This window comes from Kitasatospora sp. NPDC001527 (assembly GCF_040298605.1).
Classification (GTDB): Bacteria; Actinomycetota; Actinomycetes; order Streptomycetales; family Streptomycetaceae; genus Kitasatospora.
Genome location: NZ_JBEPAM010000080.1, coordinates 1 through 24,421 on the forward strand (window position 1 = coordinate 1; position 24,421 = coordinate 24,421).

A 24,421-nucleotide genomic window follows, 5' to 3' on the forward strand; every position below is an offset into this window, starting at 1 on the left:
CATGCCGGGGTGTTGCTTTGTTGGCTGTTCTGGCCCTAGCACCCCCAAATAGCCCGGGGGGGGGGGGGGGCCGCGCCCCCCCCCCCGCCCCCGGGTGAGGAACGGCGGACCTCAGCCGAGCAGGGCCTCGATGACGCCGGTGTGGGCGTCCTTCAGCTCCGCCAGCGAGACGCCGAACTGGCCCTGGACGTCCAGGGTGTCGCCGTCGACCACACCGATCCGGGTGGCCGGCAGGCCCCGGGCGGTGCACATGTCGTTGAACCGGAGCTCCTCGCTGCGCGGCACCGCCACCACGGCGCGGCCGGCCGACTCGGAGAACAGGAACACGAACGGGTCCAGACCCTCGGGCACGACGATCCGGGCACCGCGGCCGCCCTTGAGGCAGCTCTCCACCAGGGCCTGGCCCAGGCCGCCGTCGGACAGGTCGTGCGCGGCGTCGATCATGCCGTCGCGCGAACCGGAGATCAGGATCTCGCCGAGCAGCCGCTCGCGCTCCAGGTCGACCCGGGGCGGCAGACCGCCCAGGTGGTCGTGGACCGCCTGCGACCAGGCCGAGCCGCCCAGCTCGTCCCTGGTGTCGCCGAGCAGGTAGAGCAGCTGCCCCTCCTCGGCGAAGGCCACCGGGGTGCGGCGGGTGACGTCGTCGATGACGCCGAGCACCGCGACCACCGGGGTCGGGTGGATGGCGACCTCGCCGGTCTGGTTGTACAGCGAGACGTTGCCGCCGGTCACCGGGGTGCCGAGGGTCAGGCAGGCGTCGGCCAGACCACGGGTGGCCTCGGCGAACTGCCACATCACGTCCGGGTCCTCGGGGGAGCCGAAGTTCAGGCAGTCCGAGACGGCGAGCGGCTTGGCACCGCCGGCCGCGACGTTGCGGTACGCCTCGGCGAGGGCCAGCTGGGCGCCGGTGTACGGGTCCAGCTTGGTGTAGCGGCCGTTGCCGTCGGTGGCGACCGAGACGCCGAGGTTGGTCTCGTCGTCGATCCGGATCATGCCCGAGTCCTCGCCGTGCGAGAGCACGGTGTTGCCGAGCACGTAGCGGTCGTACTGGTCGGTGATCCAGGACTTGGAGGCCTGGTTCGGGTGCGAGGCGACCTTCAGCAGGTCGGCCTTCAGGCCCTCGCCGGTGGCCGGGCGGGCCAGCCGCTCGGCGGTCGGAACGTCGGCCTGCAGCGCGTCCTGCCAGCTCGGGCGGGCGAACGGGCGCTGGTAGGTCGGGCCCTCGTGGGCGACGGTGCGCGGCGGAACGTCCACCACGAGCTCGCCGTGCCAGTAGATCTCCAGCCGCTCGCCGTCGGTCACCTCACCGATGACGTTGGCGATGACGTCCCACTTCTCGCAGATCTCCAGGAAGCGGGCGACCTTGTCGGGCTCGACGATGGCGCACATGCGCTCCTGCGACTCGCTCATGAGGATCTCCTCGGGCGAGAGCGTGTGGTCGCGCAGGTGCACGGTGTCGAGGTCGATCCGCATGCCGCCGGAGCCGGCCGAGGCCAGCTCGGAGGTGGCGCAGGACAGACCGGCGCCGCCGAGGTCCTGGATGCCCTTGACGAGCTTCTCGCCGAAGATCTCCAGGGTGCACTCGATGAGGAGCTTCTCCTGGAACGGGTCGCCGACCTGGACGGCCGGACGCTTGGCCGGCTTGGTGTCGTCGAAGGTCTCGGAGGCGAGCACGGAGACGCCGCCGATGCCGTCGCCACCGGTGCGGGCGCCGTACAGGATGACCTTGTTGCCGGCGCCGGAGGCCTGCGCGAGGTGGATGTCCTCGTGCTTCATGACACCCACGCACAGCGCGTTGACCAGCGGGTTGCCCTGGTAGCAGGAGTCGAAGACGACCTCTCCGCCGATGTTCGGCAGGCCCAGGCAGTTGCCGTAGCCGCCGATGCCCGCGACGATCCCGGGCAGCACGCGCCGGGTGTCCGGGTGGTCGGCCGCACCGAAGCGCAGCGGGTCCATCACGGCGACCGGGCGGGCGCCCATCGCCAGGATGTCGCGGACGATGCCGCCGATGCCGGTGGCCGCGCCCTGGTAGGGCTCGATGTACGACGGGTGGTTGTGCGACTCGACCTTGAAGGTGACCGCGTAGCCCTGGCCGACGTCGACCACACCGGCGTTCTCGCCGATGCCGACGAGCATCGCGTCCGTCTCGGGCTTCTTCTCGCCGAACTGCTTCAGGTGGACCTTGGAGCTCTTGTACGAACAGTGCTCGGACCACATGACCGAGTACATCGCGAGTTCCGCGCCGGTCGGGCGGCGGCCGAGGATCTCCCGGATGCGCGCGTACTCGTCCTGCTTGAGGCCGAGTTCGGCCCACGGCTGGGCGGCGTCCGGGGTCTGCTCGGCGTTCTTGACGGTGTCGAGGCTCATCAGGCGTTCACCAGCTGCTTCAGGACGGAAGTGAAGAAGCCCAGGCCCTCGGTGGTGGGACCGGTGAGCGGCTCCACGGCGTGCTCGGGGTGCGGCATCAGGCCCACGACATTGCCGGCGGCGTTGGTGATGCCGGCGATGTCACGGTACGAACCGTTGGGGTTGACGTCGAGGTAACGGGCGACGACCCGGCCCTCGGCCTCCAGCTCGTCCAGGACGCGCTCGTCGGCGACGAAGCGGCCCTCACCGTTCTTCAGCGGGACGACGATTTCCTGGCCGGCCGCGTAATCGCGGGTCCAGGCGGTGCCGTTGTTCTCGATCCGCAGCTTCTGGTCGCGGCAGATGAAGTGCAGCGAGTCGTTGCGGGTGAGCGCACCGGGCAGCAGGTGCGATTCGCACAGCACCTGGAAGCCGTTGCAGATACCGAGAACCGGCATTCCCGCCCTGGCCTGCTCGATGACGGTGTCCATCACCGGCGAGAAGCGGGAGATCGCACCGCAGCGCAGATAGTCGCCGTAACTGAATCCGCCCGGCAGGACGACCGCGTCGACCTGGTGGAGATCCTTGTCACGGTGCCAGAGCGCGACCGGCTCGGCGCCGGCGAGGCGGACCGCGCGACGGGCGTCGCGGTCGTCGAGGGAGCCGGGGAAAGTGACGACGCCGACGCGGGTGGTCACTTGCCCTCCTCCTCGACGCGGACCGTGAAGTCCTCGATCACGGTGTTGGCGAGAAAGGTCTCGGCGGCTTCGCGGATACGGGCGAGCGCGGCGTCGTCGACCGGGCCCTCCAGCTCCAGCTCGAAACGCTTGCCCTGGCGGACGTCGGCGATCCCGGTGAATCCGAGACGGGGCAGTGCGCGCTGCACCGCCTGTCCCTGGGGGTCGAGGATCTCCGGCTTGAGCATGACGTCGACTACGACGCGTGCCACTGGCACTCCCGGTGGTGTCTTCGTGAGGCGGGGGAACTCCAGACTACCGGGGGTTTCGGGCGGGATTGCTGGCCGGGCGTAGTGACGCGCGTAGACCCACGACCCTTACGCCGCAAGGCCCGGACCGCCCCGCGACCCCCCGCCGCACGCCCCTTTTCGCCGGATTCCCCGGGGCGCCGCGGGAACCGCCGAAGAGCACCCGAATACCGGCACTCCGGACAGATCGACCAGTCGAGTGCTTCGGGTATCCGGCACCCCGGCGAAGACACGTGAATATCCGGAAAAGAAAGCCGGACTCTTCGATTTCTCCCCGCTTCGGGTGCAGAATAGGGCCACCTGCCGCGGCGAGTGCTGCGTATCCGGCACGGCCATCCGGCCTGCCCGTATGCACTTGAGCGAGTGGTGCACATCAGGCCCGGGAGCGCACCCGCGCCCTTGTCGGCCGAATTGCCCGAGAGGATTGACGCCCATGGCTCAGCGTGTAGTTGTCACGCTCTCCGACGACCTGGACGGCGGCGCCGCCGCGGAAACCGTCCACTTCGGCGTGGACGGGAAGTCGTACGAGATCGATTTGTCCGTGGACAACGCGGAAAAGCTGCGGGAGGCCCTCGCCCCGTTCGTCGCCGCCGGCCGCCGCCAGAGCCGTACCGGGAAGTCCTTCCGCCGCACCGCCCTCACCCCGGATCCGGGCGCGGTCCGGGCCTGGGCCCAGTCCCGCGGGATGGAGCTTCCGGCCCGCGGCCGGATCCCGAAGCACGTGTACGAGGCGTTCGCCGAGGCGAACTGACCACCGCGGACATCCGGTCGTCCCGCCCGCAACCGCAGGGCGGGACGACCACCCCTTCGGATGCTGTAGAGTATTCCTCGTCGCCGCAACGGAGAGATCCGAAGAGGCGGCCGGTGCCCCACCAGGCACCGTGCGGACGTGGCTCAGTTGGTAGAGCATCACCTTGCCAAGGTGAGGGTCGCGAGTTCGAATCTCGTCGTCCGCTCGCAGTGCGCGAGCACAGCACAATTACATAGTTCCATCCTGCGGACGTGGCTCAGTTGGTAGAGCATCACCTTGCCAAGGTGAGGGTCGCGAGTTCGAATCTCGTCGTCCGCTCCGGTACGAAGGGCCCTCTCGATCGAGAGGGCCCTTCGGCGTTCTCCGGTTCCGGCACCCGGTTCCGGCACCCGGTTCCGCCGGCCGCTCCGCACCCATGACATTTGTCATCGCCCACCCGTGGATCCGCACCGGGTTCTCATGAGGGCGCACACTGCCTCCGGCCGCCCGGCGACGGGAGGCTTGAGGCATGGAAACGAGCCAGCCCCACCAGCCCGGCGACCACGTGATCGAGGTCACCGACCTGCACCGCCACTACGGTGCCGGCAGCAGCCGCTACCACGCCGTCCGCGGCGTCGACCTGACCGTCGGCCGCGGCGAGCTCTTCGCGCTGCTGGGCACCAACGGGGCCGGCAAGACCTCCACCATGGAACTGATCGAGGGCCTGGCCACCCCGAGCGGGGGCACGGTCCGGGTGCTCGGCCACGATCCGCACCGCGAGCGCGCCGCCGTCCGGCCCCGGATCGGCATCATGCTCCAGGAGGGCGGCTTCCCCGGCGACCTCACCGTCACCGAGACCGGCCGCGCCTGGGCCGGCGCCACCAGCCACGCCCGCCCGCTGGACGAGGCGCTGGAGCTGGTCGGCCTCGGCCACCGCCGCGACGTCCGGGTCAAGCAGCTCTCCGGCGGCGAGCGCCGCCGCCTCGACCTGGCGATGGCCCTGCTCGGCCGGCCCGAGGTGCTGTTCCTGGACGAACCGAGCACCGGCCTCGACCCGGAGGCCCGGGCCGCCGTCTGGCGGCTGGTGCGCGAGCTGCGCGCCCAGGGCACCACGGTGCTGCTCACCACGCACTACCTGGAGGAGGCCGAGGAGCTCGCCGACCGGCTGGCGATCATGCACGGCGGCCGGATCGTCGCCGCCGGCACGGTGGCCGAGGTGATCGCCGGGCGGCCGTCCCGGATCACCTTCGAGCTCCCCGGCTTCACCGGCACCTCGATCCCCCCGCTGACCGGCGCCACCGTGACCGCCGACGGCCGCAAGGTCACCGTGCAGACCCCGCACCTCCAGGCCACCCTGACCGACCTGCTCGGCTGGGCCGACCACAACGGCATCGCGCTCGGAGCCCTCGACGCCCGCAGCGCCTCGCTGGAGGAGGCCTTCCTGGCCATCGCCTCCGAGGCCGCCGACCGGCCCCCGGCCGACACCCCCGCCGCCCCCTCCGCCCGCCGCAAGCTGATCGGACTCGCCCGATGACCACCGCCACCGTCACCGCCGCCACCGGGCCGAAGAGCACCACCGTCCGCCGGCTGCTCGCCCTCGGCCGGGCCGAGGCCATCCTGCTGGTCCGCAACCGGACCGCCCTGTTCACCGCCGTCCTGCTGCCGCTGCTCCTGGTCTTCGGACTGCAGAACGTGCTCGCCCAGCAGGCCAAGAGCAACCCCGGCCTGGACGTCGACTCGCTGCTGGTCAACGGCGCGGTCGGGATGGTGCTGGCCTTCGTCGTCTACTACAACCTCACCGCCGCCTACGTCGCCCGCCGCGGCGAGCTGGTGCTCAAGCGCCTGCGCACCGGCGAGGCCCGGGACCTCGAAATCCTGGCCGGCACCGCCGTCCCCTCGGTCGGCCTGGCCCTGGTGATGTGCACCGTGATCGGCGTCGTCGGCGCCTCGGCGCTGGACCTGACCGCCCCGGCCAACCCGGTCCTGCTGGCCGTCGGCCTGGTCCTGGTCATCGCGACCCTGATGGCGCTGGCCGCCGTCTCCAGCGCCTTCACCCGCACCGTGGAGAGCGCCGGCATCACCACCATGCCGGTCCTGCTGCTCACCCAGTTCGGCTCCGGCCTGTTCGTCCCGCTGGAGGTCATGCCCTCCCAGCTCGCCGACGTCTGCCGGCTGCTGCCCACCACCCCGGCGTTCCAGCTGGTCCGGGTCGGCTGGTTCGGCACCGACGGCTCCGCCGCCCCGACCGGCTTCGCCGGCACCTGGGCCACCGCCGCCCCGCACCTGGTCACCGGTGGCATCTGGCTCGCCCTCGCGGTCTGGGGCGCCGTCCGGTACTTCCGCTGGGAGCCGCGCCGCTGACCACCGCGCTCCTCGAACCGAAGGTCCGCTCTCCGTTCCACCTCTGATAGGAAGGCAGCAGCACGATCATGGTCGAACGGGGAGCTGGGCAGATGGGCGTCACGAATCCGGTGCGCGCGTGGAAGGGCTACTCCAAGCCCCAGCGTTCCGAGCTCTACCTCCGCTGGTCGCTCTACCTGATGGCGCTCGCCCCGCTGCCGATCGGACTGCTGATCAACCTGTCCGACCCGAACTACCGCACCCACCCGGCCGCCCGGGTCGCCCTGGTGCTCGGGTTCGCCCAGACCCTGGTCACCCTGCGGGCCTACCGCACCTCTCTGGACCACTACCTGAAGCGGCCCACCGACCACCTGCGCTGGCTCGCCCTCACCGGCGGCCTGGCGGTGGCCGGCTGCTGGGCGGTGCTGCTGCTCGGCCCCCGGGTCGGCGCGGCCTCCGAGGCGGAGTCCGTGGTCTTCACCCTCCCGGTCACCACCACCGTCCTGTTCTCCGCCTTCGGTCCGGCCTCGGTCGGGCTGCCCCCGCGCCGGGCGGCCCTCGCCGGGGCCGCCGGCCTGCTGGCCGTCTTCCCCGCGATGCTGCTGACCGGCGCCACCCCGGGGACGTGCCTCGGGCTCGTGACCGGAAGCGCGCTGGTGATGCTCTTCATCGGGTGCAGCTGCCGCAGCTTCGCCTGGCTCCAGTCGGTGGTCTGGGAGCTGGACTCCGCCCGGGAGGCGCAGTCCCGGCTGGCCGTCGCCGAGGAGCGGCTGCGGTTCTCCCGCGACCTGCACGACGTGATGGGCCGCAACCTCACCACCATCGCCCTCAAGAGCGAGCTGGCCGTCCAGCTGGCCCGGCGCGGCCGCCCGGAGGCCGCCGACCAGATGGCCGAGGTCCAGCAGATCGCCCAGGAGTCCCAGCGCGAGGTCCGCGACGTGGTCCGCGGCTACCGCACGGCGGACCTGCACGCCGAGGCGATCGGCGCCCGCGCGGTGCTCCGCTCCGCCGACGTGGCCTGCGACATCGACCTCGGTGAGGACGCCGACCGGCTGCCGGCCCCGGTCCAGTCGGTGCTCGGCTGGGTGATCCGCGAGGCCACCACCAACGTCCTGCGGCACAGCGAGGCGGGCCGCTGCGCGATCCGGCTCCGCCGGGAGGACGGCCGGGCGGTGCTGGAGCTGGAGAACGACGGGGTGCCGGCCGTGCCGCTGCCCTCCCAGGGGAGCGGCACCGGACTGCGCGGACTGCGCGAGCGGCTCGCCGCCCACGACGGCGAGCTGACCCTCCCGGACGCCGCGCCCGGCAGCTTCCGGCTGCTCGCCAGCGTCCCGCTCTGAGGCACCGGGCCGGGGCCGCGGGACCCCGGGGCCGGGCGGCCTGAGACCCTGAGGCCCTGTAGCTCCGAGGTTGCGAAGCCCGAGAAGACCCGCACGGAAGGCCCCGCCGATGACCGACACCGCGCCCGTCCGCGTCCTGCTCGCCGACGACGAGCACCTGATCCGCGGCGCGCTGGCCGCGCTGCTCTCGCTGGAGGAGGACATCACGGTGGTCGCCCAGGCCGCCTCCGGCCCGGAGGCGCTGGCGATGGCCCAGGCGCACCGGCCGGACATCGCGGTGCTCGACCTGCAGATGCCCGGGCTGGACGGCATCGAGGTGGCGACCAGCCTGCGCGCGCTGCTGCCGGACTGCCGCTGCATGATCGTCACCGGCCACGGCCGCCCGGGGTACCTCAAGCGGGCCCTGGAGGTCGGCGTCCGGGGCTTCCTGCCGAAGACGGTCTCGGCGGCCGACCTCGCCGGGATCATCCGGACCGTCCGGGCCGGCGGCCGCTACGTGGACCCGGAGCTGGCGGCGGACGCGATCGCCGCCGGGGAGAGCCCGCTGACCCCGCGCGAGACGGACGTGCTGGAGCTCGCCGCGGACGGCACCTCGATCGCCGAGATCGCCGAGCGGGCCTCGCTCTCCCAGGGCACCGTCCGCAACTACCTGTCCGCGGCCGCCGCCAAGCTGGGCGCGGAGAACCGGCACGCGGCGGTGCGGATCGCCCGCGAGCACGGCTGGATCTGACGGATCCGACCGCCGGGCCCGCGGGCGCGTCCGGGCCTCAGACCCAGCCGAGGCCGGTCAGCCGCTCGTAGGCCTCGACGTACTTGGCGCGGACCTTCTCCACCACCTCGGCGGGCAGCGCGGGCGGCGGCTGCTCGCTCTTCCGGTCCCAGCCGGAGGCCGGGGAGGTCAGCCAGTCGCGGACGATCTGCTTGTCGAAGGAGGGCTGCGGGCGGCCCGGCTCCCGCTGGTCGGCCGGCCAGAACCGCGAGGAGTCCGGGGTCAGCACCTCGTCGCCGATCACCAGCTCGCCGTCCAGCAGACCGAACTCGAACTTGGTGTCGGCCAGGATGATGCCCCGCTCACGGGCGATGTCCCGGGCGCGGGAGTAGACGGCCAGGGTGGTCTGGCGCAGCTGGGCGGCCAGCTCGGCGCCGATCCGGCGGGCGGTCTCCTCGTAGGGGACGTTCTCGTCGTGCTCGCCGACCTCGGCCTTGAGCGCCGGGGTGTAGACCGGGGCGGGCAGCTCGGAGCCGTCGTCCAGGCCCTCGGGCAGGGCGATGCCGCAGACGGTGCGGGAGGCGCGGTACTCCTCCAGGCCGGAGCCCGCCAGGTAGCCGCGGGCCACGCACTCGACCGGGATCATGTCCAGGCTGCGGCAGACCAGGGTGCGGCCCTTCCAGTCGGCCGGGGCGCCGGCCGGGACCTCGGTGGAGATCACGTGGTTGGGCACGAGGTCCGCGATCCGCTCGAACCACCACAGCGAGAGCTGGGTGAGGATGCGGCCCTTGTCCGGGATCTCGTTGGGCAGCACCCAGTCGTAGGCGGAGGTGCGGTCGCTGGCGACCATCACGAGGTCACCCGACTCGGCGCGGTACAGGTCGCGCACCTTGCCGGTGTGCAGGTGGACCAGGCCGGGCACCTGGACCGGCTCGGGCTTGGTGACAAATCCGCTCAAGGTCGTCTCAGTCCTCAGGGGTCGTTCGCGGGCGGTGCGGCGCGAAAGGGGAGGTCACTGGGGTCGAGTCTGTCATGGCCACCCGCGCGGACCGGCCCGAGGGCCGTTCGGTCGTTCTTGCAGAGGCGGTCCAGCAGGTTGGCGGTGGCCCGCTGGATCCGTTCGTCGGTGAGCCCCGGGCGGTCCAGGGCGGGCGACCAGGCGAAGGTGCCGGCGGCGAACACGTACGCGCCGCTGGGCGCCCGGTAGAGCGAGGTCTCCTGGTAGCGGGTGCGCCCGGCCGGGTCCTGGTACGGGGAGTGGGCGAGCAGCACGCGTTCGGTGTGCCCGGGCAGGGCGACCTTGGGGTAGTAGCGGTCCGCCTCGCCCGCCACCAGCCCGGGCAGGCCGTCGCCCTCGTGCAGGCCGGTGCCGTCCCAGAACCAGTGCGCGGTGTGCCGGGCGACGAGCGGGACGGGTGTGGCGACCCGGCCGGAGTACTGCACGCCGAGCAGGTGCTGCTCCGGCTCGCCGGCGTCGCGCCACAGCGCGCTGGCGGCGCCGGGCGCCCCGGCGGCCGGGCTGTCGGGGCGGACCTTCTGGCGCTTGCGGCAGTTGAGCATCCGGTTGGGCTCGCCGGAGGGGCCGGGGCTCAGCTCGACCCGCCAGTACATGGTGTTGGCGGAGAGGAAGACCAGCGAGGTGCCGCCGTCCCGGGCGTCCTCGACGGCGCGGCGCATCGGTTCGGACCAGTACTCGTCGTGGCCGGGGAAGACCAGCGCCTTGTGCCGGGAGGCGTCGACCAGTCCGGCGTGCAGGTCGGTGGCGGTGGCGTAGGAGAGGTCGTAGCCGTAGCGCTCGGCCCAGCGGATGAAGTCGTAGGCGTGGCCGACGTGCAGCGGCAGGCCGGCGGTGGCGTGCGGGCGGTCGAAGGAGACGGTGACGGCCGCCTCGGTCTCGCCGACCAGCAGGCCGCCGTCCCAGGCGTGGTAGAGGCTGGCGCCGCTGCGGCCGTCCTCGGGGAAGAGGTTGTACGCCTGCCAGGTGACGTCGGGGACCACCAGCAGCAGCTCGGCGGCGCGGGTCTGGTCCTCGAAGTCCCGGACGGTGAAGGGGATGTGGCTGCGGTGCAGCATGTCGGCGGTGGTGAGCACCGCGACGTACGCGCCGGGCCGCCAGTGCTGCGGGATCTGCAGCCGCCAGGTGTGCCACCAGTGGTGGCAGGAGACGGTCCGGCCGGCCACCATCGGGGCGGGCTGGACCATGCCGGCGATCAGCGGGCTGGAGGTCATGTGGTGGGCGCCGTCGCCCGCGTAGTGGCCGATCCGGTAGACGTCGACGGTGAACTCGCGGGGCGGGTTGACGGTGACCCGCAGGTCCACCGAGCCGCCGGGGCGGACCACGCCGGCCGAGGCGAAGCCCTTGATCTGCTGTTCCTCGTCGTTGGCGCTCAGCGGGGTGCCGACCGGGGGCTTGCCGCGCACCCCGGCGGCCAGCGGGCGCTGTCCGGGGGCGTCCACCGAGACGTACCAGGGGACGTCCCCCTCGGCGCCGGCGAGGTACTGGTCCGGGCTGCGCAGCCAGGGCAGCGGACCCTGGCCGAAGGGGTCGGAGACGCTGTGCGCGTGCGTCCCGGACTCCCAGCGGCGGTTGAGTTCGGTCCCCACGCGCGCCCCTCCCAGGTGCACCTCCGCCGGTTGGCACGTGCCTCCCGGATGTGCGTGCGGACTAATACACCACACCGCGCTGGCGCTGCGTCACCCCGCGGTAGCAACTAGTGGCGGGAATCTTCCGCTCCGGCGGGTGGAGGGCCTCCGGCCTGCGACGACCCGGGGCGGCCGGTTCGGCCGGGGGCGCTCGCGGACGGGGTTCGCGCCCCTCTCGCGGGCGTCGGCGCGGGGCCGGTCAGAGCCGGACCGGTTTCTCCAGCCGGACGTCGGCGGCGTCCAGCCAGGCCCGCAGCGGCCCGTCCTGGCCCTGCTCGACGGCCTGGGCGACCGGTTCGGCGAGGTCGGTGCGGCGCACCTCGCCGAGCAGCAGCACCGGGCCGTCCAGCCAGTCCAGCCCGGGGACGGCGCCCGCGGTGTCCACGGCGGCGCAGCAGACCATCGCGGTGACGTGGTCGACCAGCACGTCCCGTCCGGTGCGGACCGGTTCGAGCAGGGGGGCGGGGGCGTCGGTGCGGGCCGACCGGGCGGCGAGCGCGGCGGCCAGCCGTTCGCCGTCGCCGTCGGCGAGCCGGCCCAGCAGCCGGGTCAGCGTCGGGGCGCCGGGGCGGGCCTGCGGGGCGAGCAGGTCCAGGGCGGACTGCAGGGCGGCGGCGCGGGCCCGCCAGCCGGCGTCCACCACCTCGGCCGGGTAGTCGGCCCACTCCAGCTCGCGCCAGCCGCCGGAGGCGGGCGCGCCGAAGAACAGCTCGGCGGCCAGCCGGGAGACCGCGGCGTCCACCGCGCCGGGCTCCTCCAGCAGGTCGCAGGCCGGACGGTCGCCGAGCCGGCTGCCGTAGCCGTCGGCCAGCCGGTCGCGCCGGGACAGTTCGGTGAGCGCGGCGGCCACGCCCGCGTTGAGGTGGGCGGGGTGCCGGCCGAGCCGCCAGGCGGGCAGCGCGACCCGGGTGAGCAGCCGGTCCCAGCCCGCGTAGGCGAGGCCGACCTGCTCCTGGGCGGCGATCCGCAGGCCGTAGTCGACGCCGCGGGCCTGTTCGGAGGCCCAGCCGGCGACGGAGCGCTCCAGCTCGGCGGCGTGCGCGCGGCAGGCGCCGAGCAGCCGCCGGGTGATCCGGTCGGTGACCCGGTCGGCGAGCGCGGCCGGGCCGCGCCGGTGCGGGCCGGCACCGCCGGGCCCGGGGGCGCCGGCCGGGCCGGGGGCGGAAGCGGTGTCCAGGCTGGCGTCGAGGGCGCGCAGGAAGCTCCGGGCGGCGGCGATCTCGGGGTCGGCGGCGGCTGCGGTGCCGGCCACCACCGGGGCGAGCAGGGCGCGCAGCTCGCCGGCCCGCATCCACCAGAGGAAGGGCGAGCCGATCACCAGGACCGGTGCGGTCGGCGCCTCGCCGGCGGCGCGGGCCCGGCGACGGCGGGGCCGGGGCGCGGGGACGTCCTCCAGCCAGCTGTCGCAGTCCGGGGTGAGCGCGACGGCGGAGGGCGCGGGCACCTCCAGCCGGTCGGCCAGCTCGTCGATCAGCCGGTACAGCTCGGGGGCCTGGGCGCGGCCGAGCGGGACGGCGGGGGTCTGCGGCGGGACGGCCCGGCGGTGCCTGCGGGCGGCCAGGGCGGCCACCAGCAGGGTCAGCGCGGCCACCGCGCAGACCGTCCAGCGGGCGGCGTCCCAGCCGGCGGCGTCGGGGGATCCGGGGGCACCGATCCGGCCGGTGAACCGGCCGGCGAGCAGGACCACCGCGGCGGCGGCGGGCAGCGCGGCGGCGGCCAGGGCGAGTCCTCGGATCCGCAGGACCGCTTGGGCGTGAGCGCGCGCGGTGTCGACAGCGGCCATACGGTGCGGCACCCCCTTCGGAGCCCTCGGGCGCCCGGCGAAGGGCCCCTGAGCCGATTCGAAACGATCAGTTCCGACCGGGAAACGGCGGCGGCCGAGCCCCGGTCGTCCATGCTGGTGGCGCTTCTGACATTTTCGACGCCCGTGTCCGGGTGGGTGTTCCGGATCGCCCCGGTTCCACTCGTCCCGGTGACGTCGCCCGGATTCCGGACGGCCGCCCGGGGCGGCCTCGGACGGCCCGGGCAGGTCCGGTCCGGCCGGACGCCGTCCAGCATCCCCCCGCGCGACCACCGCTACCCGGCGGCGGGCGGAAACGGCCCGGCCTGTGGCGCCTCGGTCCAGCGCACCATAAGGCCGGGCGCCCGGTTACGTCAGCCGGATGCGCCCGCTGTCACTCGATGGGCTGGATTCCGGCCGCCGAACGGTGCGCCGGCCCCGGGAGCCGCTCCGGCCCCCTCCGGGCCCGAAACGCCCGGGGGACCCTGCGTCCATGGGGGTTGTCCGCGGGGCCCGCGGCGGTGCGCGGGGGGGCACGGGGGGCCGCACGGGGGCCGGCAACGCCCGGGCCCCCGGCGCGCGGATCGCTCGCCGGGGGCCCGGGGGTGGAACAGGGGGTGCGCGGCCGCTACTGCGCGGCCTTCAGCGCGATGTCGCCGCGGTGCTGGCCGCCCGGCAGCGAGATCCGCTCGACCGCCCGGTAGGCCCGCTCGCGCGCCTCGGCCAGCCCGGCCCCGGTCGCGGTGACCGACAGCACCCGGCCGCCGGCGCTCAGCACCCGGCCGTCCTCGGCCGCCTTCGTCCCGGCGTGCAGCACGTACGCGGTGCCGTCGGCGGCCTCCGCCTCGGCCAGGCCCTCGATCGGGTCGCCGGTGCGCGGCGAGGCCGGGTAGCCCTCGGCGGCGATCACCACGGTGACCGCGGCGCCCTCGTCCCAGCGCAGCGGCTCCAGCTGGTCCAGCGTGCCGGTCGCCGAGGCGTGCAGGACGCCGGCCAGCGGGGTGCGCAGCCGGGCCAGCACGACCTGGGTCTCCGGGTCGCCGAAGCGGGCGTTGAACTCGATCACCCGGGTGCCGCGCGAGGTCAGCGCCAGGCCCGCGTAGAGCAGGCCGGAGAACGGGGTGCCGCGGCGGCGCAGCTCGTCCACGGTCGGCTGCAGGACGCTCGCCAGGACCTCCTCGACCAGGCCCTCGGGAGCCCAGGGCAGCGGCGAGTAGGCACCCATGCCGCCGGTGTTGGGGCCCTGGTCGCCGTCCAGGGCGCGCTTGAAGTCCTGGGCCGGCTGGAGCGGCAGCACGGTGCTGCCGTCGGTGATCGCGAACAGCGAGACCTCGGGGCCGTCCAGGTACTCCTCGATCACCACCTGCCCGCAGGCGGCGGCGTGGGCCAGCGCCTCGTCGCGGTCGGAGGTGACCACGACGCCCTTGCCGGCGGCCAGGCCGTCGTCCTTGACCACGTACGGGGCGCCGAAGGCGTCCAGCGCCTCGGCGGCCTCGGCGGGGGTGGTGCAGACGTAGGAGCGGGCGGTGGGCACGCCGGCGGCGGCCATCACGTCCTTGGCGAACGCCTTGGAGCCCTCCAGCCGGGCGGCTTCGGCGGACGGGCCGAACACCGCGACGCCGGCCGCGCGCAGGGCGTCGGCGACGCCCGCGACCAGCGGGGCCTCCGGTCCGACCACGACCAGTTCGGCGCCGAGCCCGCGGGCGAGCGCGGTGACCTGCGCGCCGTCCAGCTGGTCGACCGGGTGGACCGTCGCCACCTGCGCGATCCCGGCGTTGCCCGGGGCACAGTGCAGCTCGGTCACGGCAGGATCTTGGGACAGAGAGCGGCACAGGGCGTGTTCGCGGGCGCCGCCGCCGATGACGAGGACCTTCACGCTGCGCAAGGGTAGCCGGTGGCCGGTTCCGGCCGCTCTCCGGTCCCGTAGGAAGAGACGGTCACGCCCGTCCGGCACCCGGAGGGCCTCGGAGGATCCTCCAGCTCCGGAGGCCGGTGATCATCGCGCGGTGCCCGGGTCAGGACAGCGGGTCACCGAAGCCTCGCTCGGACGGGTGAAATTCCGCCGACCGCCGCAACCCTCTCACCTCGGGATCCGGTGGCCGAATCCGGTAACGATCATTGGCGAAGCGCCCACACGGTAAGCCATTTGGCGGTAAGAAGTGCTGTTGGACCACTACCGGCGACCGCCGGTGACGCCACCCCGGGGCACCAGCGACACGCTCCGGACCGGCGGTGTGGCCACCGCGTTGCCCCTCGTTCCACGGGCCGTCAGGCCGGTGAAACGTCGGTCCGCGCAGAGTCGGAACCAGCCAGACCAGCAGTCCGCCCGCCACAGGGAGCCCCACAGGTGAGCCAGCCGGAAATGCAGCCCGAGGAGAGTGCCTGGGGCAAGGAGATCGGCGAGGAGGACCCGCCCGCCACGACCGTGGCGCGCCGCGCCTCGACCCGCCGCCGGTCCGATCTGAGCACCCGCCAGTTCCCCCTGGGGGACTGGGGCGAGCCCGCCGAACGCCTGGAGGAGCTGTACCGCTGGTCCGAGGAGCGGGCGGTCGAGGCCATCGAGTGGTACCGCCGGGACCGGGTCTGGAAGCGCCGCTGGGCCCGGCTGCTGCGGTTCGGCTCGGCCGGCTTCGCGGTCGGCGGGGTCACCGCCCCGCTGGTCGACCTCACCGGCACCGTCGAGCACGCCACCAGCTGGGGCTACGTCGGCCTGGCGCTGGCCGCCGCCTGCTACGGCGCGGACCGGGTGTTCGGCCTGACCTCCGGCTGGATGCGCGACGTCTCCACCGGGCAGGCGCTGCAGCGCCGCCTGGAGGCGTTCCAGTTCGACTGGGCCTCGGAGTGCGTCCGGGAGGTGCTCGGCCCCACCGAGGGCACCGCGGGCGAGGCCGCCGAGCGGTGCCTCGGGGTGCTGCGGCGGTTCTGCGAGGACGTCTCGGACATGGTCCGCACCGAGACCTCGGAGTGGATGCTGGAGTTCCGGGCCGGGATGACCCGGCTGCCCACCCAGGCCGCCGGCAGCTGGGGCGGCCGCACCGAGCCGGGCATCGGCGCCCAGGTGCGGGTGCTGCCGCCGCCGGGGACCAGGCCCACCATGCCGCGCCAGCGGCCGCCGGAGGGGCCGCTGCGGTAGTCCGGGCGTGACGGCCGCCCCGGGGCCCGTGCGGGTCCCGGGAGGGCTGTCCCGGGGTCAGGCGAAGACGATCATCGAGCCCTGGTGCAGGCTCCGGGTCGCCGCCGCGTACAGACCCGCCCAGGCGTGCCGCTCCCGGGCGAACGGGTGCAGGTCGTCCAGCGGCGGGCCGAACGGCTGCTCCAGGCCGGTCGGGCCGAGCGGCCTGGTCGGCGCCGGCGGGTCGAGCGGGTCGATGTCCAGCGCCGGGGCGACCGCCTGCAGCTCGCGCAGCAGCCCGTGGCTGGAGCCGAGCGGACCGCCCGAGGCGAGCAGCGACTCCTCCACCAGCGGGGCGGCGAACTCGACCGGCACGTACGCGCCGGCGTGGTCGAAGTGCCAGACCAGGTGCGACTGCTCGGCGCTGCTCTCGAACATCTCCAGCAGCTGCTCGTAGTCGCCGCCGAGCGCGTCCACCGGCGTGATGTCCAGGCCGGTCAGGCCCAGCAGGTAGGCCCGGCGCAGGAAGTGCAGCGAGTCGTAGTCGAACGCGGCTATCGGCTCGACCGCCCCGCTGAGCCCCGGCACGAAGCCGTAGACCGGCATCTCGGGCAGGCCGCGGGAGGCCAGCACCTGGTTGTAGAGCGCGAGGTCGTCCCGGAAGGGGTTGTCGGGGCTGTGGCTCAGCACGTCCACCAGCGGGACGAGCCAGAGGTCGCAGGCCATGGCCGGCTCTTCCTCTCCGGACGCGGGAAACCGGCCGCGCGGCGGCGGACGGCGGATGGGCGGGTCGGTCCCCGGACGGCCGGTACGAGCGGCGGCCGGGACGGACGACCGCCCACCCTACCGGCCCGGCGAGCGGTACGGATCGGGCCGTCCCCCGGGCAGTTGGTCCGGCGGCGGCTCGGACGGCCGGCGGCCGAACCGCTTGTACGGCACCGCGCGCGGCTGCGGCACCAGTCCGAGCCCCAGACCCAGTTCGCGGCCCAGCTCCCGGCCGAGCTCGCGCTCCCCGCCCCGGGCGCCGCCGGCCGCCGGGCGGCCCGGTTCCGCGGGTCGGGCGGGCTCCCCCGGGCGGGACGCCCCGGCGGCGCCGGGCCCGGTGCCCGCCCCGGTCCTCCCCGGCTCCGCGTCCCCCGGGGTGTCGGGCGACGGGGCGTCGGACGGCCGGGTGCCGGAGGACGGCGCGGCCGGGGCGTCCTGACCGCCCGGGGCGGCGGACGCCCGGCCGGTCAGCAGCGGCAGCACCCCGACCGACTCCACCGACTCTCCGGCCAGTTCGGCCAGCAGCCCGACGGTGAAGAGGTTGTACTCGCAGACGATCCCGTGCGCGCGCACCGCGTCACCCGCCGCGATCGCGTCCACCAGGTCCAGATGGCCGTCCCAGCAGACCCCGCCCAGCTGCGGCATGGTCCGCAGGTACCGCGCGGCGAACATCCAGGACTGCACCCGCAGCCAGTCCAGGTACTCGGCGATCCGGCGGTTGCCCAGCAGGCCGCCGACCTCCTGCCAGAACCGGCGGTCGCAGCCCACCATCACGTCCAGGTTCCCGGCCCGGGCCGCCCGCACCGCCGCGTCCGCCCGGCGGCGCAGCGAGGTCAGCCGGCTCTCGTCCGCCCGGCCGGGGTCGGCGGACAGCCGGCGGAAGTAGCTGTCGGTGATCAGCACCCGGGACTCGAAGATCTCCCGGAAGTCGTCCCAGCCGAACTCGGGAACGGTGAAGCCGCGGTGGTGCTCGGCCCGGAGCAGCCCCTGCGCGGAGAGGTCGACCAGCGCCTCGCGGGCCGGGGTCGCCGAGACCCCGTACAGCTCGGCGATCTCCTTGACGGTGAAGTTCCGCCCGGCGGCCAGCCGGCCGGCCATCATCTCCTCGCGCAGCGCACCGGCGATCTGCTCGCGCAGGCTGTTGCGCTGGATCACCGGACGGGAGTCGCCCGCGTCGGTGCCGAACATGCGCGCGACCTCCTCGGGCGGGCTGGACGGCCTGAGGGGAACAGACCGGTGACTACGGACGGGTAACACGACGAGGGCTCATCTTCTCAAAAGGGACACCGACGTGCACAAGCCCCCCGTACGCCCCGGCGCGCCCCCACGGGCGCGACCGGCGCGGCGGGGCGGTCCCGGGCCGGCACGGCGGGCCCGTCAGCGCTGCACCGGCGCCGTCAGCGCTGTACCGGCGCCGGGATGCCGAGCAGCCGGTCCCGGTGCACCGGGAACTCGGCGCGCGCCTTCGCCACCTCCGCCGGATCGAACTCCACGGTCAGCACCTGCTCCCCCGCCCCCGCCTCGGCCAGCACCCGGCCCCACGGATCCACCGCGATGCTGTGGCCCGCCTGCTCGACCCCGCCGTGCGTCCCCGCCGTGTTGCAGGCCAGCACGTACGCCTGCTCCTCCACCGCGCGCGCCCTGGCCAGCAGCGTCCAGTGCTCCCGCCGCCGCTCCGGCCAGGCCGCCGGCACCACCAGCACCTGCGCGCCGGCGTCCAGCAGCGCCCGGAACAGCTCCGGGAACCGCAGGTCGTAGCAGGTCGCCAGGCCCAGCGTGCCGACGTCGGTGGCCGCCGTGACGATCTCCTGACCGGCGCCCATCACCACCGCCTCGCCGCTGTCGAAGCCGAAGCGGTGGATCTTGCGGTAGGTGTGCACCAGCTCGCCGTCCGGCGCGAACAGCAAGGAGGTGTTGTAGATCGGCCCGTCCGGGTCCCGCTCGACCACCGAGCCGGCGTGCAGCCAGACCCCCGCCGCCCTGGCGGCGGCCGCCATCGCGTCCGAGGTCGGCCCGTCCAGTGCCTCCGCGCCGTCCGACCAGAGGTCGTAGGCGAAACCGCCGAGCGGCCACAGTTCCGGCAGCACGACCAGGTCGGATCCCCGCTGGGCCCGCACCAGCGCGGCCGCGCGGGCCCGCCGCTCGGCCGGGGGCTCGGCGTCGGAGACCGCGAGTTGGATCAATGAAGCGCGCACAGTACCACCGTCCACGGCAAGAGTCCTACGATCGTCACCCGAAAGCACTGCCCTGCTCTCACCCGGCAGCGTAACGTGCGGTTAGCGTGTGTGCCCGGAAGCCGGACTTCCCGGCCGATCCAGGACCCCGCGGGCACGCGTGGCAAGGCAGCTGACGGAGGGCCGGAGATTCCCGTGACGGACAACCAGACCGTGCAGGCTTACACCGAGGCGTGGACGCAGTCCATCGAGGCGATATCCGAGCTGGTGGCTCCCCTGCCCGAGGGCTCCTGGAACCGGGCCACCGAGTGCCCCGGCTGGTCGGTCCGCGACATCGTCTCGCACGTGATCGCGGTCGAGTCCGAGCTGCTCGGCGACCCCCGTCCGATCCACTCCCTCCCGCGCGACCTGCACCACGTCACCACCGAGGCGGCCCGCTACCTCGAACTGCCCGTCGACAAGCGCCGCTGCCACACCGCGCTGGAGATGACCAGCGAGCTGGAGTACACGATCATCCGCCGCTCGCGCGCGCTGCGGAACGCCAAGCAGATGCCCAACGAGCCGGTCCGCCGGCCGGCCGGCCCGCAGAGCGGCGACATCCCGTACCACGAGCTGCTGCGGCTGCGCGCCTTCGACGTCTGGGTGCACGAGCAGGACCTGCGCCGTGCCCTCGGCGTCCCCGGCAACCTCGACTCCCCCGCGGCGCTGGTCACCCGCGACGTCCTGCTGCAGGGGCTGCCGAAGGCCGTCGCCCGGCAGGCCGGCGCCCCGGCCGGCACCGCGCTGGTCGTCGACGTCACCGGCCCCGTCGAGTTCCTGCGCACCGTGCGCGTCGACTCCGCCGGGCGCGGCACCGTCGACGAGTCCATCAGCCTCGCCCCCGACGTCCAGCTCACCCTCGACTGGGAGACCTACGTCCGCCTCGCCTGCGGCCGCGGCCGCCCGGGCCCGGTGACCGTCGAGGGCGACAAGGAGCTGGCCGACCGCGTCCTGGCCAACTTCTCCGTCACCCCGTAGCCCCGCCCCTCACCCGCCCGGCGTACACACACCGTGCACGCCGGGCGGGCGCGCCTCGCGCTCCCGTACGTCACGTGCCGGCGCCGTCAAGGTCCTCGACTCGCGCCGGCACCGAACCGTCGACCCGCGGTCGGTCACCCTCGCCCGCGGCAAGGGTGACGACGCTTCCGCAGGTCGGAAGCCCTACGCCGATACCGCCGCGAGCTTCTTCCGCAGCCGCAGGATCATCAGGGTGCCCACGGCCAGCGGCACGTACTGCCAGCAGAACGCCCAGCGGAAGGCGCTCGCCGTGTAGGTGTCGGCGGCGCCCGGGGTGAGGGTGTCCAGGAGGACGCCGATGCCGAAGAGCGTGATCATCGTGCCGATGAAGCCGCCCATGTTGACGATGCCGGAGGCGGTGCCGAGGCGTTCGACGGGGTTGCGGGCGCGGGCGTAGTCGAGGCCGACGAGCGAGGCGGGGCCGTTGCTGCCCATCACCAGGACGACCGCGACCAGCAGCCAGAGCGGCGGGTGGCCGCCGGGCCAGGCGAGCGCCACCGCCCAGAGCAGCGCGGTGGCGCCGATGACGGTGAGCACGATGGGCATCCGGGCCCGGGCGGTGCGGGACAGGACGCGGCCGAAGAGGAAGCCGAAGCTCATGTTGGAGAGCACCAGCAGGGTGAGCAGCCCGCCCGCCGCGGCGCGGGTCATGCCCTGGGCCTCGACGAGGTAGGGCAGGCCCCAGAGCAGGCCGAAGGCGTTGCCCGGGAACTGGGTGGTGAAGTGGATCCAGAGCCCCAGCCGGGTGCCCGGCTCCCGCCAGGTCTCCCGGACCTGCCGCCCGATGCCGGGCCGGGGCTGCGCGGCGGTCGGCAGAGCCCCGGCGGGCCCGTCCGGCGCCTCCTGGAGGAAGAGCGCGACGAGCGCGAAGACGGCGACCCCGAGCAGGGCGATGGCGGTGAAGGTGGGCGTCCAGCCCTCGCTGTGCAGGGCCTGGGCGAGGACGACGGTGGTGACCAGGTTGCCGCTCATCCCGGCCAGGCCGGTCAGCTGGGCGACCAGCGGGTTCTTGGCGGCGGGGAACCAGCGGGCGGCGATCCGCAGCACGCTGATGAAGGTCATCGCGTCACCGCAGCCGAGCACGGCCCGGGAGGCGAGCGCCGGGCCGAAGGAACCGGAGAAGGCGAAGGCGAGCTGGCCGGCGCTGAGCAGGACGACGCCGAACAGCAGCACCCGGCGCGGGCCGAACCGGTCGACCAGCAGGCCGACGGGTATCTGCATGGCCGCGTAGACGAGGACCTGGAGGATCGAGAAGGTGGAGAGCGCGGAGGCACCGATGCCGAAGCGGTCGGCGGCGTCCAGGCCGGCGACGCCGAGGCTGGTGCGGTGGATGACGGCCAGGACGTAGACGCTGACGCCGATGGACCAGGCGAGCCAGGCGGCCCGTCCACCCGGTGGGTGGTGGACGGCGGTGGGACCGGCCGTGGGGCCGGCGTCGGCACGGGGAGCGGGGACGGACAGGGGGCGGGCTGAACTGGCGGGCTCCACGGTCATAGTGGCCCCAGATTAGTCATCCCATCATTGGATGCCCAGGGCGGGGTGCCCGGGACGGATACGAACCATCCGGTCCGCCCCGGGGCACCGGCTCAGCCGACCAGCGTCCAGGAGACCGAGCGCGTCATGTAGTGGTCCCGGAAGGCCTCGTCGCGGACCCAGTCCGTGGTGTCCCGGACGGTCGCCGTGACGGTCGCGCTGCGCCCGGGCGCCAGCGGCAGCCCCGTGGTGTCCAGCCAGCTGCGGTCCGCCGCGTGCGGCTCGACCGGGACGCCGTCCACCGTCCAGTCCACCCGCAGCTGCCGGGCGCCGGCCAGCGGGAGCGGCCGGACCTCCAGCCGGGGCCGTCCGGTGACGTCGCCGGGCGGCGGCGAGGGGTTGTCGGTGGGCCTGACGCGCCGGTAGATCTCCTCGATGATCGCCTCCCGCGAGGGCAGGTTGTACGCCCCGCCGAGGGTGCGCATCACCGAGTCCGGGGTGGGCCGGTAGATGCCGTTGGCGCTGCGGTAGGCCCCGATCGTCCCGGCGCCGTCCGGGGACTCCGCGCCCAGCCAGCGCCACCACTTGGTCTGCTTGCGGCGCATCTCCTCGGCGTTGTCGGTGGCGAGGTTGGGGTAGTCGGCGTCGTCCGGCGCGCTGTCGTACTCGTCGCCGAGGTCCCCGACGGTGTGCCCTATCTCGTGCTGGATGATCCGCCCCGCGTCCGGGCTGCCGCCGGCCAGGGTGGTCACCCCGGTGCCGCCGGCGCCGCCGTACTCGGTGGAGTTGGCGAGCGCGATGAGGTACTGCGGCCCCTCGCCGTTGCCGGCGAGGCGGGCGGTCGCCTCCTCGTCGGCGCAGAGCAGCCGGGCGGTGCCCTCGCACCAGAAGTGCATGCCGAGCGGGGTCGCGGGGCGCCGGCCGCGGTTCTCGGTCTCGGCGATGCCGGAGACCGCGGAGACCACCTCGACGCGCCTTATGTTGAAGAACCCCTGGTAACTGCGGAACGGCTCGATGTCCATCAGCGAGCGCCAGGCCCGGTCCGCCTGCTCGCGGAACAGGTCCTGCTCCCCGGTGGTGTAGCCGTCGCCGAGCAGGACCAGGGTGATCCGGTTGGCCGGGTCCCCGGTCCGCCTTATGTCGACGGTCGGCGCCCCGCCGGCGGCGGGCAGGTCGGCGCTGCGCACCGCGGTGTGCGGCGGCACCGCGCGGTCGGCGGGAGCGCCGGGCCCGATCACCCCGAACGGCGGGGGCCCGGCCAGTTCCAGCGCGGCCGGGAGCACGGCGGTGGACACCAGCACGAGTGCGGCCAGACTCCGGACGATCCGGCCAGGGTTGCCAGGCGGCATACGGGTGCGTCCTCGACGTTTCCGGTCACCCGGCGTCGCCCGGGTGGTGGACGCGAAGACGTACCCGGCCCGGCGTGTCGTCCTCACCGAATGACGAAAAGATCACCGGTCTGGACGAACCACAAGAATCTCACCAGTCATACCGATCAGTCTGATCATGTGAATGATGGGGGCCATCCGCGGCGCCAGGGCCACCGAAAAGTCTCCCGAAAAAACTCCGGACCCGACGCAACCCTTCGGGGGCGATCGCTGTCTGTACGTACGAAGGAAGCGGGAAGCCGGATCGGCCGAGCCGGGGGGCGCGAACTGCTCGACAGGAGCAGGCCGATCACCTTCACCCCACACCATTCGCACCAGCATCAGGCCCAGGGGGGTCCCATCATGCGCATGTCCGTTATGCCCGGGTTCGCGAAGAGCTCCGGCACCTCTGCCACCACCCGTCGCCGCCGGATCGCCACCGTCGCCGCCACCGTCGTCCTCGCGGGCTCCGTCCAGCTGCTGACCGCCGAGTCCTCCTGGGCCTGCGCCGGGGACAACGCCAAGGTCCCGGCGTCGAGCACCACCAAGGCGGCCCCGACGGCGGCTCCCGAGGCCGCACCGAAGGCGGACGCCGCCGACCGTTCGAGCGTCTCGATCGGCTTCTTCATGACCCCCGACCTGGCCGTCAAGGCCGGCGGGCCCAAGGTCGAGTTCGGCGCCGAGATCGGCAACCACAGCGGGGCGCCGATGCGCAACGTGGTGCCCTCCCTCGCGCTCTCCGCCGGCTTCGCCGGTGACGCCGAGGGTGGTGTCCGGTACCTGGCCAGCAAGTACCTGACCGTCGAGTACCGCTTCACCGGGGGATGGCAGAAGCTCTCCCTGAGGCACGGCTGCGACCCGACGCTCTTCGCCGCCCCGGCCAAGGGGGTGCCGGTCGCCACCGACCGGGTCGAGCACGTCACCTTCCGCGTCGGCCTCGCCGCGGACGCCCCCGCCGGCCTCCGCACCCTCCACGCCGGTCTCGCCGCCACTGCTGAGAACGGGAAGCGCAGCGAGTGGGTGTCCCGGAACATCGCCGTCACGGTGCCGAAGCCCTCGAAGCCCGCCCCCGACAAGTCCGCCACCCCGAAGCCCACGCCCACCAAGCCCGCCGCCACCGCCCCGGCCAAGCCCGCCGCCACCGCCCCGGCCAAGCCCGCCGCCCCGAAGCCCACCGCCACCGCCCCGGCCAAGCCGGCGAACCCGGCCGGCGACAGGACCGCGGCCGCCCCGACCGCCCCCGCCACCCCGGAGAGCAAGCCCACCGCCGCGCCCGCCACCAGCGCGCCCGCCGGTACCCCGGAGCTCGCGCAGACCGGCGCCGGTACCCCCAACGGCCTGCTCGCCGGCCTGGCCGCCGGCCTCGCCGCGCTCGGCGCCGGCCTGGTCGTCGCCGTGCGCCGCGTGCGCGCCCAGGGCTGAGACCCCGGAACGCCGGAGGCACAGCATGCCGATGAACCCGGAGAGGACCGTCGCCGACGACGACACCGCCTGGTCCTGAGCTCCGCCGGGACCACTGGAACGAAGGGGCCCGGCCCGCGCACCGCGGTGCGCGGGCCGGGCCGCCGTACCCCCGGGGGGCCGCGGTACCGGCCGGTGAC

20 protein-coding genes and 2 tRNA genes are annotated in these 24,421 nt (G+C 74.2%); 10 read left to right on the forward strand and 12 right to left on the reverse strand.

The features are described from left to right. Nucleotides 1-111 precede the first annotated feature (111 nt). The 3 genes from purL to purS are packed head-to-tail and all read right to left on the reverse strand — an operon-like array spanning nucleotide 112 to nucleotide 3,295. Nucleotides 112-2,367, reverse strand: a complete 2,256-nt coding sequence (purL, locus tag ABT238_RS36930; RefSeq protein WP_350570415.1) for a phosphoribosylformylglycinamidine synthase subunit PurL — start codon at nucleotides 2,365-2,367, stop codon at nucleotides 112-114. After that, complete coding sequence (gene purQ / locus ABT238_RS36935; protein ID WP_350570413.1) at nucleotides 2,367-3,044, reverse strand: phosphoribosylformylglycinamidine synthase subunit PurQ; 678 nt, start codon at nucleotides 3,042-3,044, stop codon at nucleotides 2,367-2,369. Before purQ ends, purL begins: the two co-directional genes overlap by 1 nt. Then, the gene (gene purS / locus ABT238_RS36940; RefSeq protein ID WP_030304493.1) at nucleotides 3,041-3,295 is read right to left on the reverse strand and encodes a phosphoribosylformylglycinamidine synthase subunit PurS; all 255 of its coding nucleotides are present in this window, start codon (nucleotides 3,293-3,295) and stop codon (nucleotides 3,041-3,043) included. The genes purQ and purS overlap by 4 nt, the downstream gene beginning before the upstream one ends. A 469-nt stretch (nucleotides 3,296-3,764) precedes the next feature. Between purS and ABT238_RS36945 the strand changes: the two genes are divergently transcribed. The 7 genes from ABT238_RS36945 to ABT238_RS36975 all read left to right on the forward strand — a co-directional run bounded on the left by ABT238_RS36945 (nucleotide 3,765) and on the right by ABT238_RS36975 (nucleotide 8,471). Beyond that, nucleotides 3,765-4,082 carry a histone-like nucleoid-structuring protein Lsr2 gene (locus ABT238_RS36945; RefSeq protein ID WP_350806160.1) on the forward strand — a complete coding sequence of 106 codons (318 nt, stop codon included), beginning with the start codon at nucleotides 3,765-3,767 and terminating at the stop codon, nucleotides 4,080-4,082. A 132-nt stretch (nucleotides 4,083-4,214) separates the two neighbouring features. Next, nucleotides 4,215-4,287, forward strand: a tRNA-Gly gene (locus ABT238_RS36950). Nucleotides 4,288-4,327: 40 nt separating this feature from the next. Further along, nucleotides 4,328-4,400, forward strand: a tRNA-Gly gene (locus tag ABT238_RS36955). Nucleotides 4,401-4,590: 190 nt separating this feature from the next. Further along, nucleotides 4,591-5,595 (forward strand): ABC transporter ATP-binding protein, encoded by a 1,005-nt coding sequence (locus ABT238_RS36960; protein WP_350806164.1) that lies wholly within the window; start codon nucleotides 4,591-4,593, stop codon nucleotides 5,593-5,595. Next, nucleotides 5,592-6,422: an ABC transporter permease gene (locus tag ABT238_RS36965; protein ID WP_350570409.1), complete on the forward strand. Its 831-nt coding sequence runs from the start codon at nucleotides 5,592-5,594 to the stop codon at nucleotides 6,420-6,422. The genes ABT238_RS36960 and ABT238_RS36965 overlap by 4 nt, the downstream gene beginning before the upstream one ends. 92 nt (nucleotides 6,423-6,514) lie before the next feature. Then, the gene (locus ABT238_RS36970; protein ID WP_350570408.1) at nucleotides 6,515-7,741 is read left to right on the forward strand and encodes a sensor histidine kinase; all 1,227 of its coding nucleotides are present in this window, start codon (nucleotides 6,515-6,517) and stop codon (nucleotides 7,739-7,741) included. Nucleotides 7,742-7,850: 109 nt separating this feature from the next. After that, complete coding sequence (locus ABT238_RS36975; RefSeq protein ID WP_350570406.1) at nucleotides 7,851-8,471, forward strand: response regulator; 621 nt, start codon at nucleotides 7,851-7,853, stop codon at nucleotides 8,469-8,471. Nucleotides 8,472-8,508: 37 nt separating this feature from the next. Here ABT238_RS36975 and ABT238_RS36980 read toward each other — a convergent pair whose 3' ends face one another. The 4 genes from ABT238_RS36980 to purD form a co-directional block, all read right to left on the reverse strand. Then, the gene (locus ABT238_RS36980) at nucleotides 8,509-9,408 is read right to left on the reverse strand and encodes a phosphoribosylaminoimidazolesuccinocarboxamide synthase (RefSeq protein ID WP_350806177.1); all 900 of its coding nucleotides are present in this window, start codon (nucleotides 9,406-9,408) and stop codon (nucleotides 8,509-8,511) included. 14 nt (nucleotides 9,409-9,422) lie between these two features. Continuing rightward, nucleotides 9,423-11,054, reverse strand: a complete 1,632-nt coding sequence (locus tag ABT238_RS36985; protein ID WP_350570404.1) for a N,N-dimethylformamidase beta subunit family domain-containing protein — start codon at nucleotides 11,052-11,054, stop codon at nucleotides 9,423-9,425. 238 nt (nucleotides 11,055-11,292) lie between these two features. Then, the gene (locus ABT238_RS36990) at nucleotides 11,293-12,876 is read right to left on the reverse strand and encodes a hypothetical protein (RefSeq protein WP_350806183.1); all 1,584 of its coding nucleotides are present in this window, start codon (nucleotides 12,874-12,876) and stop codon (nucleotides 11,293-11,295) included. 625 nt (nucleotides 12,877-13,501) lie between these two features. Next, nucleotides 13,502-14,749: a phosphoribosylamine--glycine ligase gene (gene purD, locus ABT238_RS36995; RefSeq protein WP_350570401.1), complete on the reverse strand. Its 1,248-nt coding sequence runs from the start codon at nucleotides 14,747-14,749 to the stop codon at nucleotides 13,502-13,504. 471 nt (nucleotides 14,750-15,220) lie between these two features. On the opposite strand from purD, the gene ABT238_RS37000 reads away from it, so the two are divergent. Further along, complete coding sequence (locus ABT238_RS37000; protein ID WP_350806188.1) at nucleotides 15,221-16,006, forward strand: SLATT domain-containing protein; 786 nt, start codon at nucleotides 15,221-15,223, stop codon at nucleotides 16,004-16,006. 57 nt (nucleotides 16,007-16,063) lie between these two features. On the opposite strand, the gene ABT238_RS37005 is transcribed toward ABT238_RS37000, so the two are convergent. The 3 genes from ABT238_RS37005 to ABT238_RS37015 form a co-directional block, all read right to left on the reverse strand. After that, nucleotides 16,064-16,711: a putative DNA-mimic protein gene (locus ABT238_RS37005; protein WP_350570399.1), complete on the reverse strand. Its 648-nt coding sequence runs from the start codon at nucleotides 16,709-16,711 to the stop codon at nucleotides 16,064-16,066. 117 nt (nucleotides 16,712-16,828) lie between these two features. Beyond that, nucleotides 16,829-17,938 (reverse strand): GntR family transcriptional regulator, encoded by a 1,110-nt coding sequence (locus tag ABT238_RS37010; protein WP_350806195.1) that lies wholly within the window; start codon nucleotides 17,936-17,938, stop codon nucleotides 16,829-16,831. A gap of 209 nt (nucleotides 17,939-18,147) precedes the next feature. Continuing rightward, complete coding sequence (locus tag ABT238_RS37015) at nucleotides 18,148-18,945, reverse strand: carbon-nitrogen family hydrolase (protein ID WP_350570395.1); 798 nt, start codon at nucleotides 18,943-18,945, stop codon at nucleotides 18,148-18,150. A 174-nt stretch (nucleotides 18,946-19,119) separates the two neighbouring features. On the opposite strand from ABT238_RS37015, the gene ABT238_RS37020 reads away from it, so the two are divergent. Then, the gene (locus ABT238_RS37020; protein WP_350570393.1) at nucleotides 19,120-19,941 is read left to right on the forward strand and encodes a maleylpyruvate isomerase family mycothiol-dependent enzyme; all 822 of its coding nucleotides are present in this window, start codon (nucleotides 19,120-19,122) and stop codon (nucleotides 19,939-19,941) included. Nucleotides 19,942-20,124: 183 nt separating this feature from the next. Here ABT238_RS37020 and ABT238_RS37025 read toward each other — a convergent pair whose 3' ends face one another. Continuing rightward, nucleotides 20,125-21,474, reverse strand: coding sequence for an MFS transporter (locus ABT238_RS37025; protein ID WP_350570391.1), 1,350 nt, complete (start codon nucleotides 21,472-21,474; stop codon nucleotides 20,125-20,127). Nucleotides 21,475-21,566: 92 nt separating this feature from the next. After that, nucleotides 21,567-22,802 (reverse strand): M64 family metallopeptidase, encoded by a 1,236-nt coding sequence (locus ABT238_RS37030; RefSeq protein WP_350570390.1) that lies wholly within the window; start codon nucleotides 22,800-22,802, stop codon nucleotides 21,567-21,569. Between the two features lie 387 nt (nucleotides 22,803-23,189). Between ABT238_RS37030 and ABT238_RS37035 the strand changes: the two genes are divergently transcribed. Next, complete coding sequence (locus ABT238_RS37035) at nucleotides 23,190-24,242, forward strand: LPXTG cell wall anchor domain-containing protein (protein ID WP_350806209.1); 1,053 nt, start codon at nucleotides 23,190-23,192, stop codon at nucleotides 24,240-24,242. The last annotated feature ends 179 nt before the right edge of the window (nucleotides 24,243-24,421 follow it).

What these genes read in the sequence shown, in the direction of transcription:
- purL (WP_350570415.1), bottom strand. Translation starts at nt 2,367, where the DNA reads ATGAGCCTCGACACCGTCAAGAACGCCGAGCAGACCCCGGACGCCGCC.
- ABT238_RS36945 (WP_350806160.1), top strand. Translation starts at nt 3,765, where the DNA reads ATGGCTCAGCGTGTAGTTGTCACGCTCTCCGACGACCTGGACGGCGGC.
- ABT238_RS36960 (WP_350806164.1), top strand. Translation starts at nt 4,591, where the DNA reads ATGGAAACGAGCCAGCCCCACCAGCCCGGCGACCACGTGATCGAGGTC.
- ABT238_RS36965 (WP_350570409.1), top strand. Translation starts at nt 5,592, where the DNA reads ATGACCACCGCCACCGTCACCGCCGCCACCGGGCCGAAGAGCACCACC.
- ABT238_RS36970 (WP_350570408.1), top strand. Translation starts at nt 6,515, where the DNA reads ATGGGCGTCACGAATCCGGTGCGCGCGTGGAAGGGCTACTCCAAGCCC.
- ABT238_RS36975 (WP_350570406.1), top strand. Translation starts at nt 7,851, where the DNA reads ATGACCGACACCGCGCCCGTCCGCGTCCTGCTCGCCGACGACGAGCAC.
- ABT238_RS36990 (WP_350806183.1), bottom strand. Translation starts at nt 12,876, where the DNA reads ATGGCCGCTGTCGACACCGCGCGCGCTCACGCCCAAGCGGTCCTGCGG.
- ABT238_RS37005 (WP_350570399.1), bottom strand. Translation starts at nt 16,711, where the DNA reads ATGGCCTGCGACCTCTGGCTCGTCCCGCTGGTGGACGTGCTGAGCCAC.
- ABT238_RS37010 (WP_350806195.1), bottom strand. Translation starts at nt 17,938, where the DNA reads ATGTTCGGCACCGACGCGGGCGACTCCCGTCCGGTGATCCAGCGCAAC.
- ABT238_RS37025 (WP_350570391.1), bottom strand. Translation starts at nt 21,474, where the DNA reads ATGACCGTGGAGCCCGCCAGTTCAGCCCGCCCCCTGTCCGTCCCCGCT.
- ABT238_RS37030 (WP_350570390.1), bottom strand. Translation starts at nt 22,802, where the DNA reads ATGCCGCCTGGCAACCCTGGCCGGATCGTCCGGAGTCTGGCCGCACTC.
- ABT238_RS37035 (WP_350806209.1), top strand. Translation starts at nt 23,190, where the DNA reads ATGTCCGTTATGCCCGGGTTCGCGAAGAGCTCCGGCACCTCTGCCACC.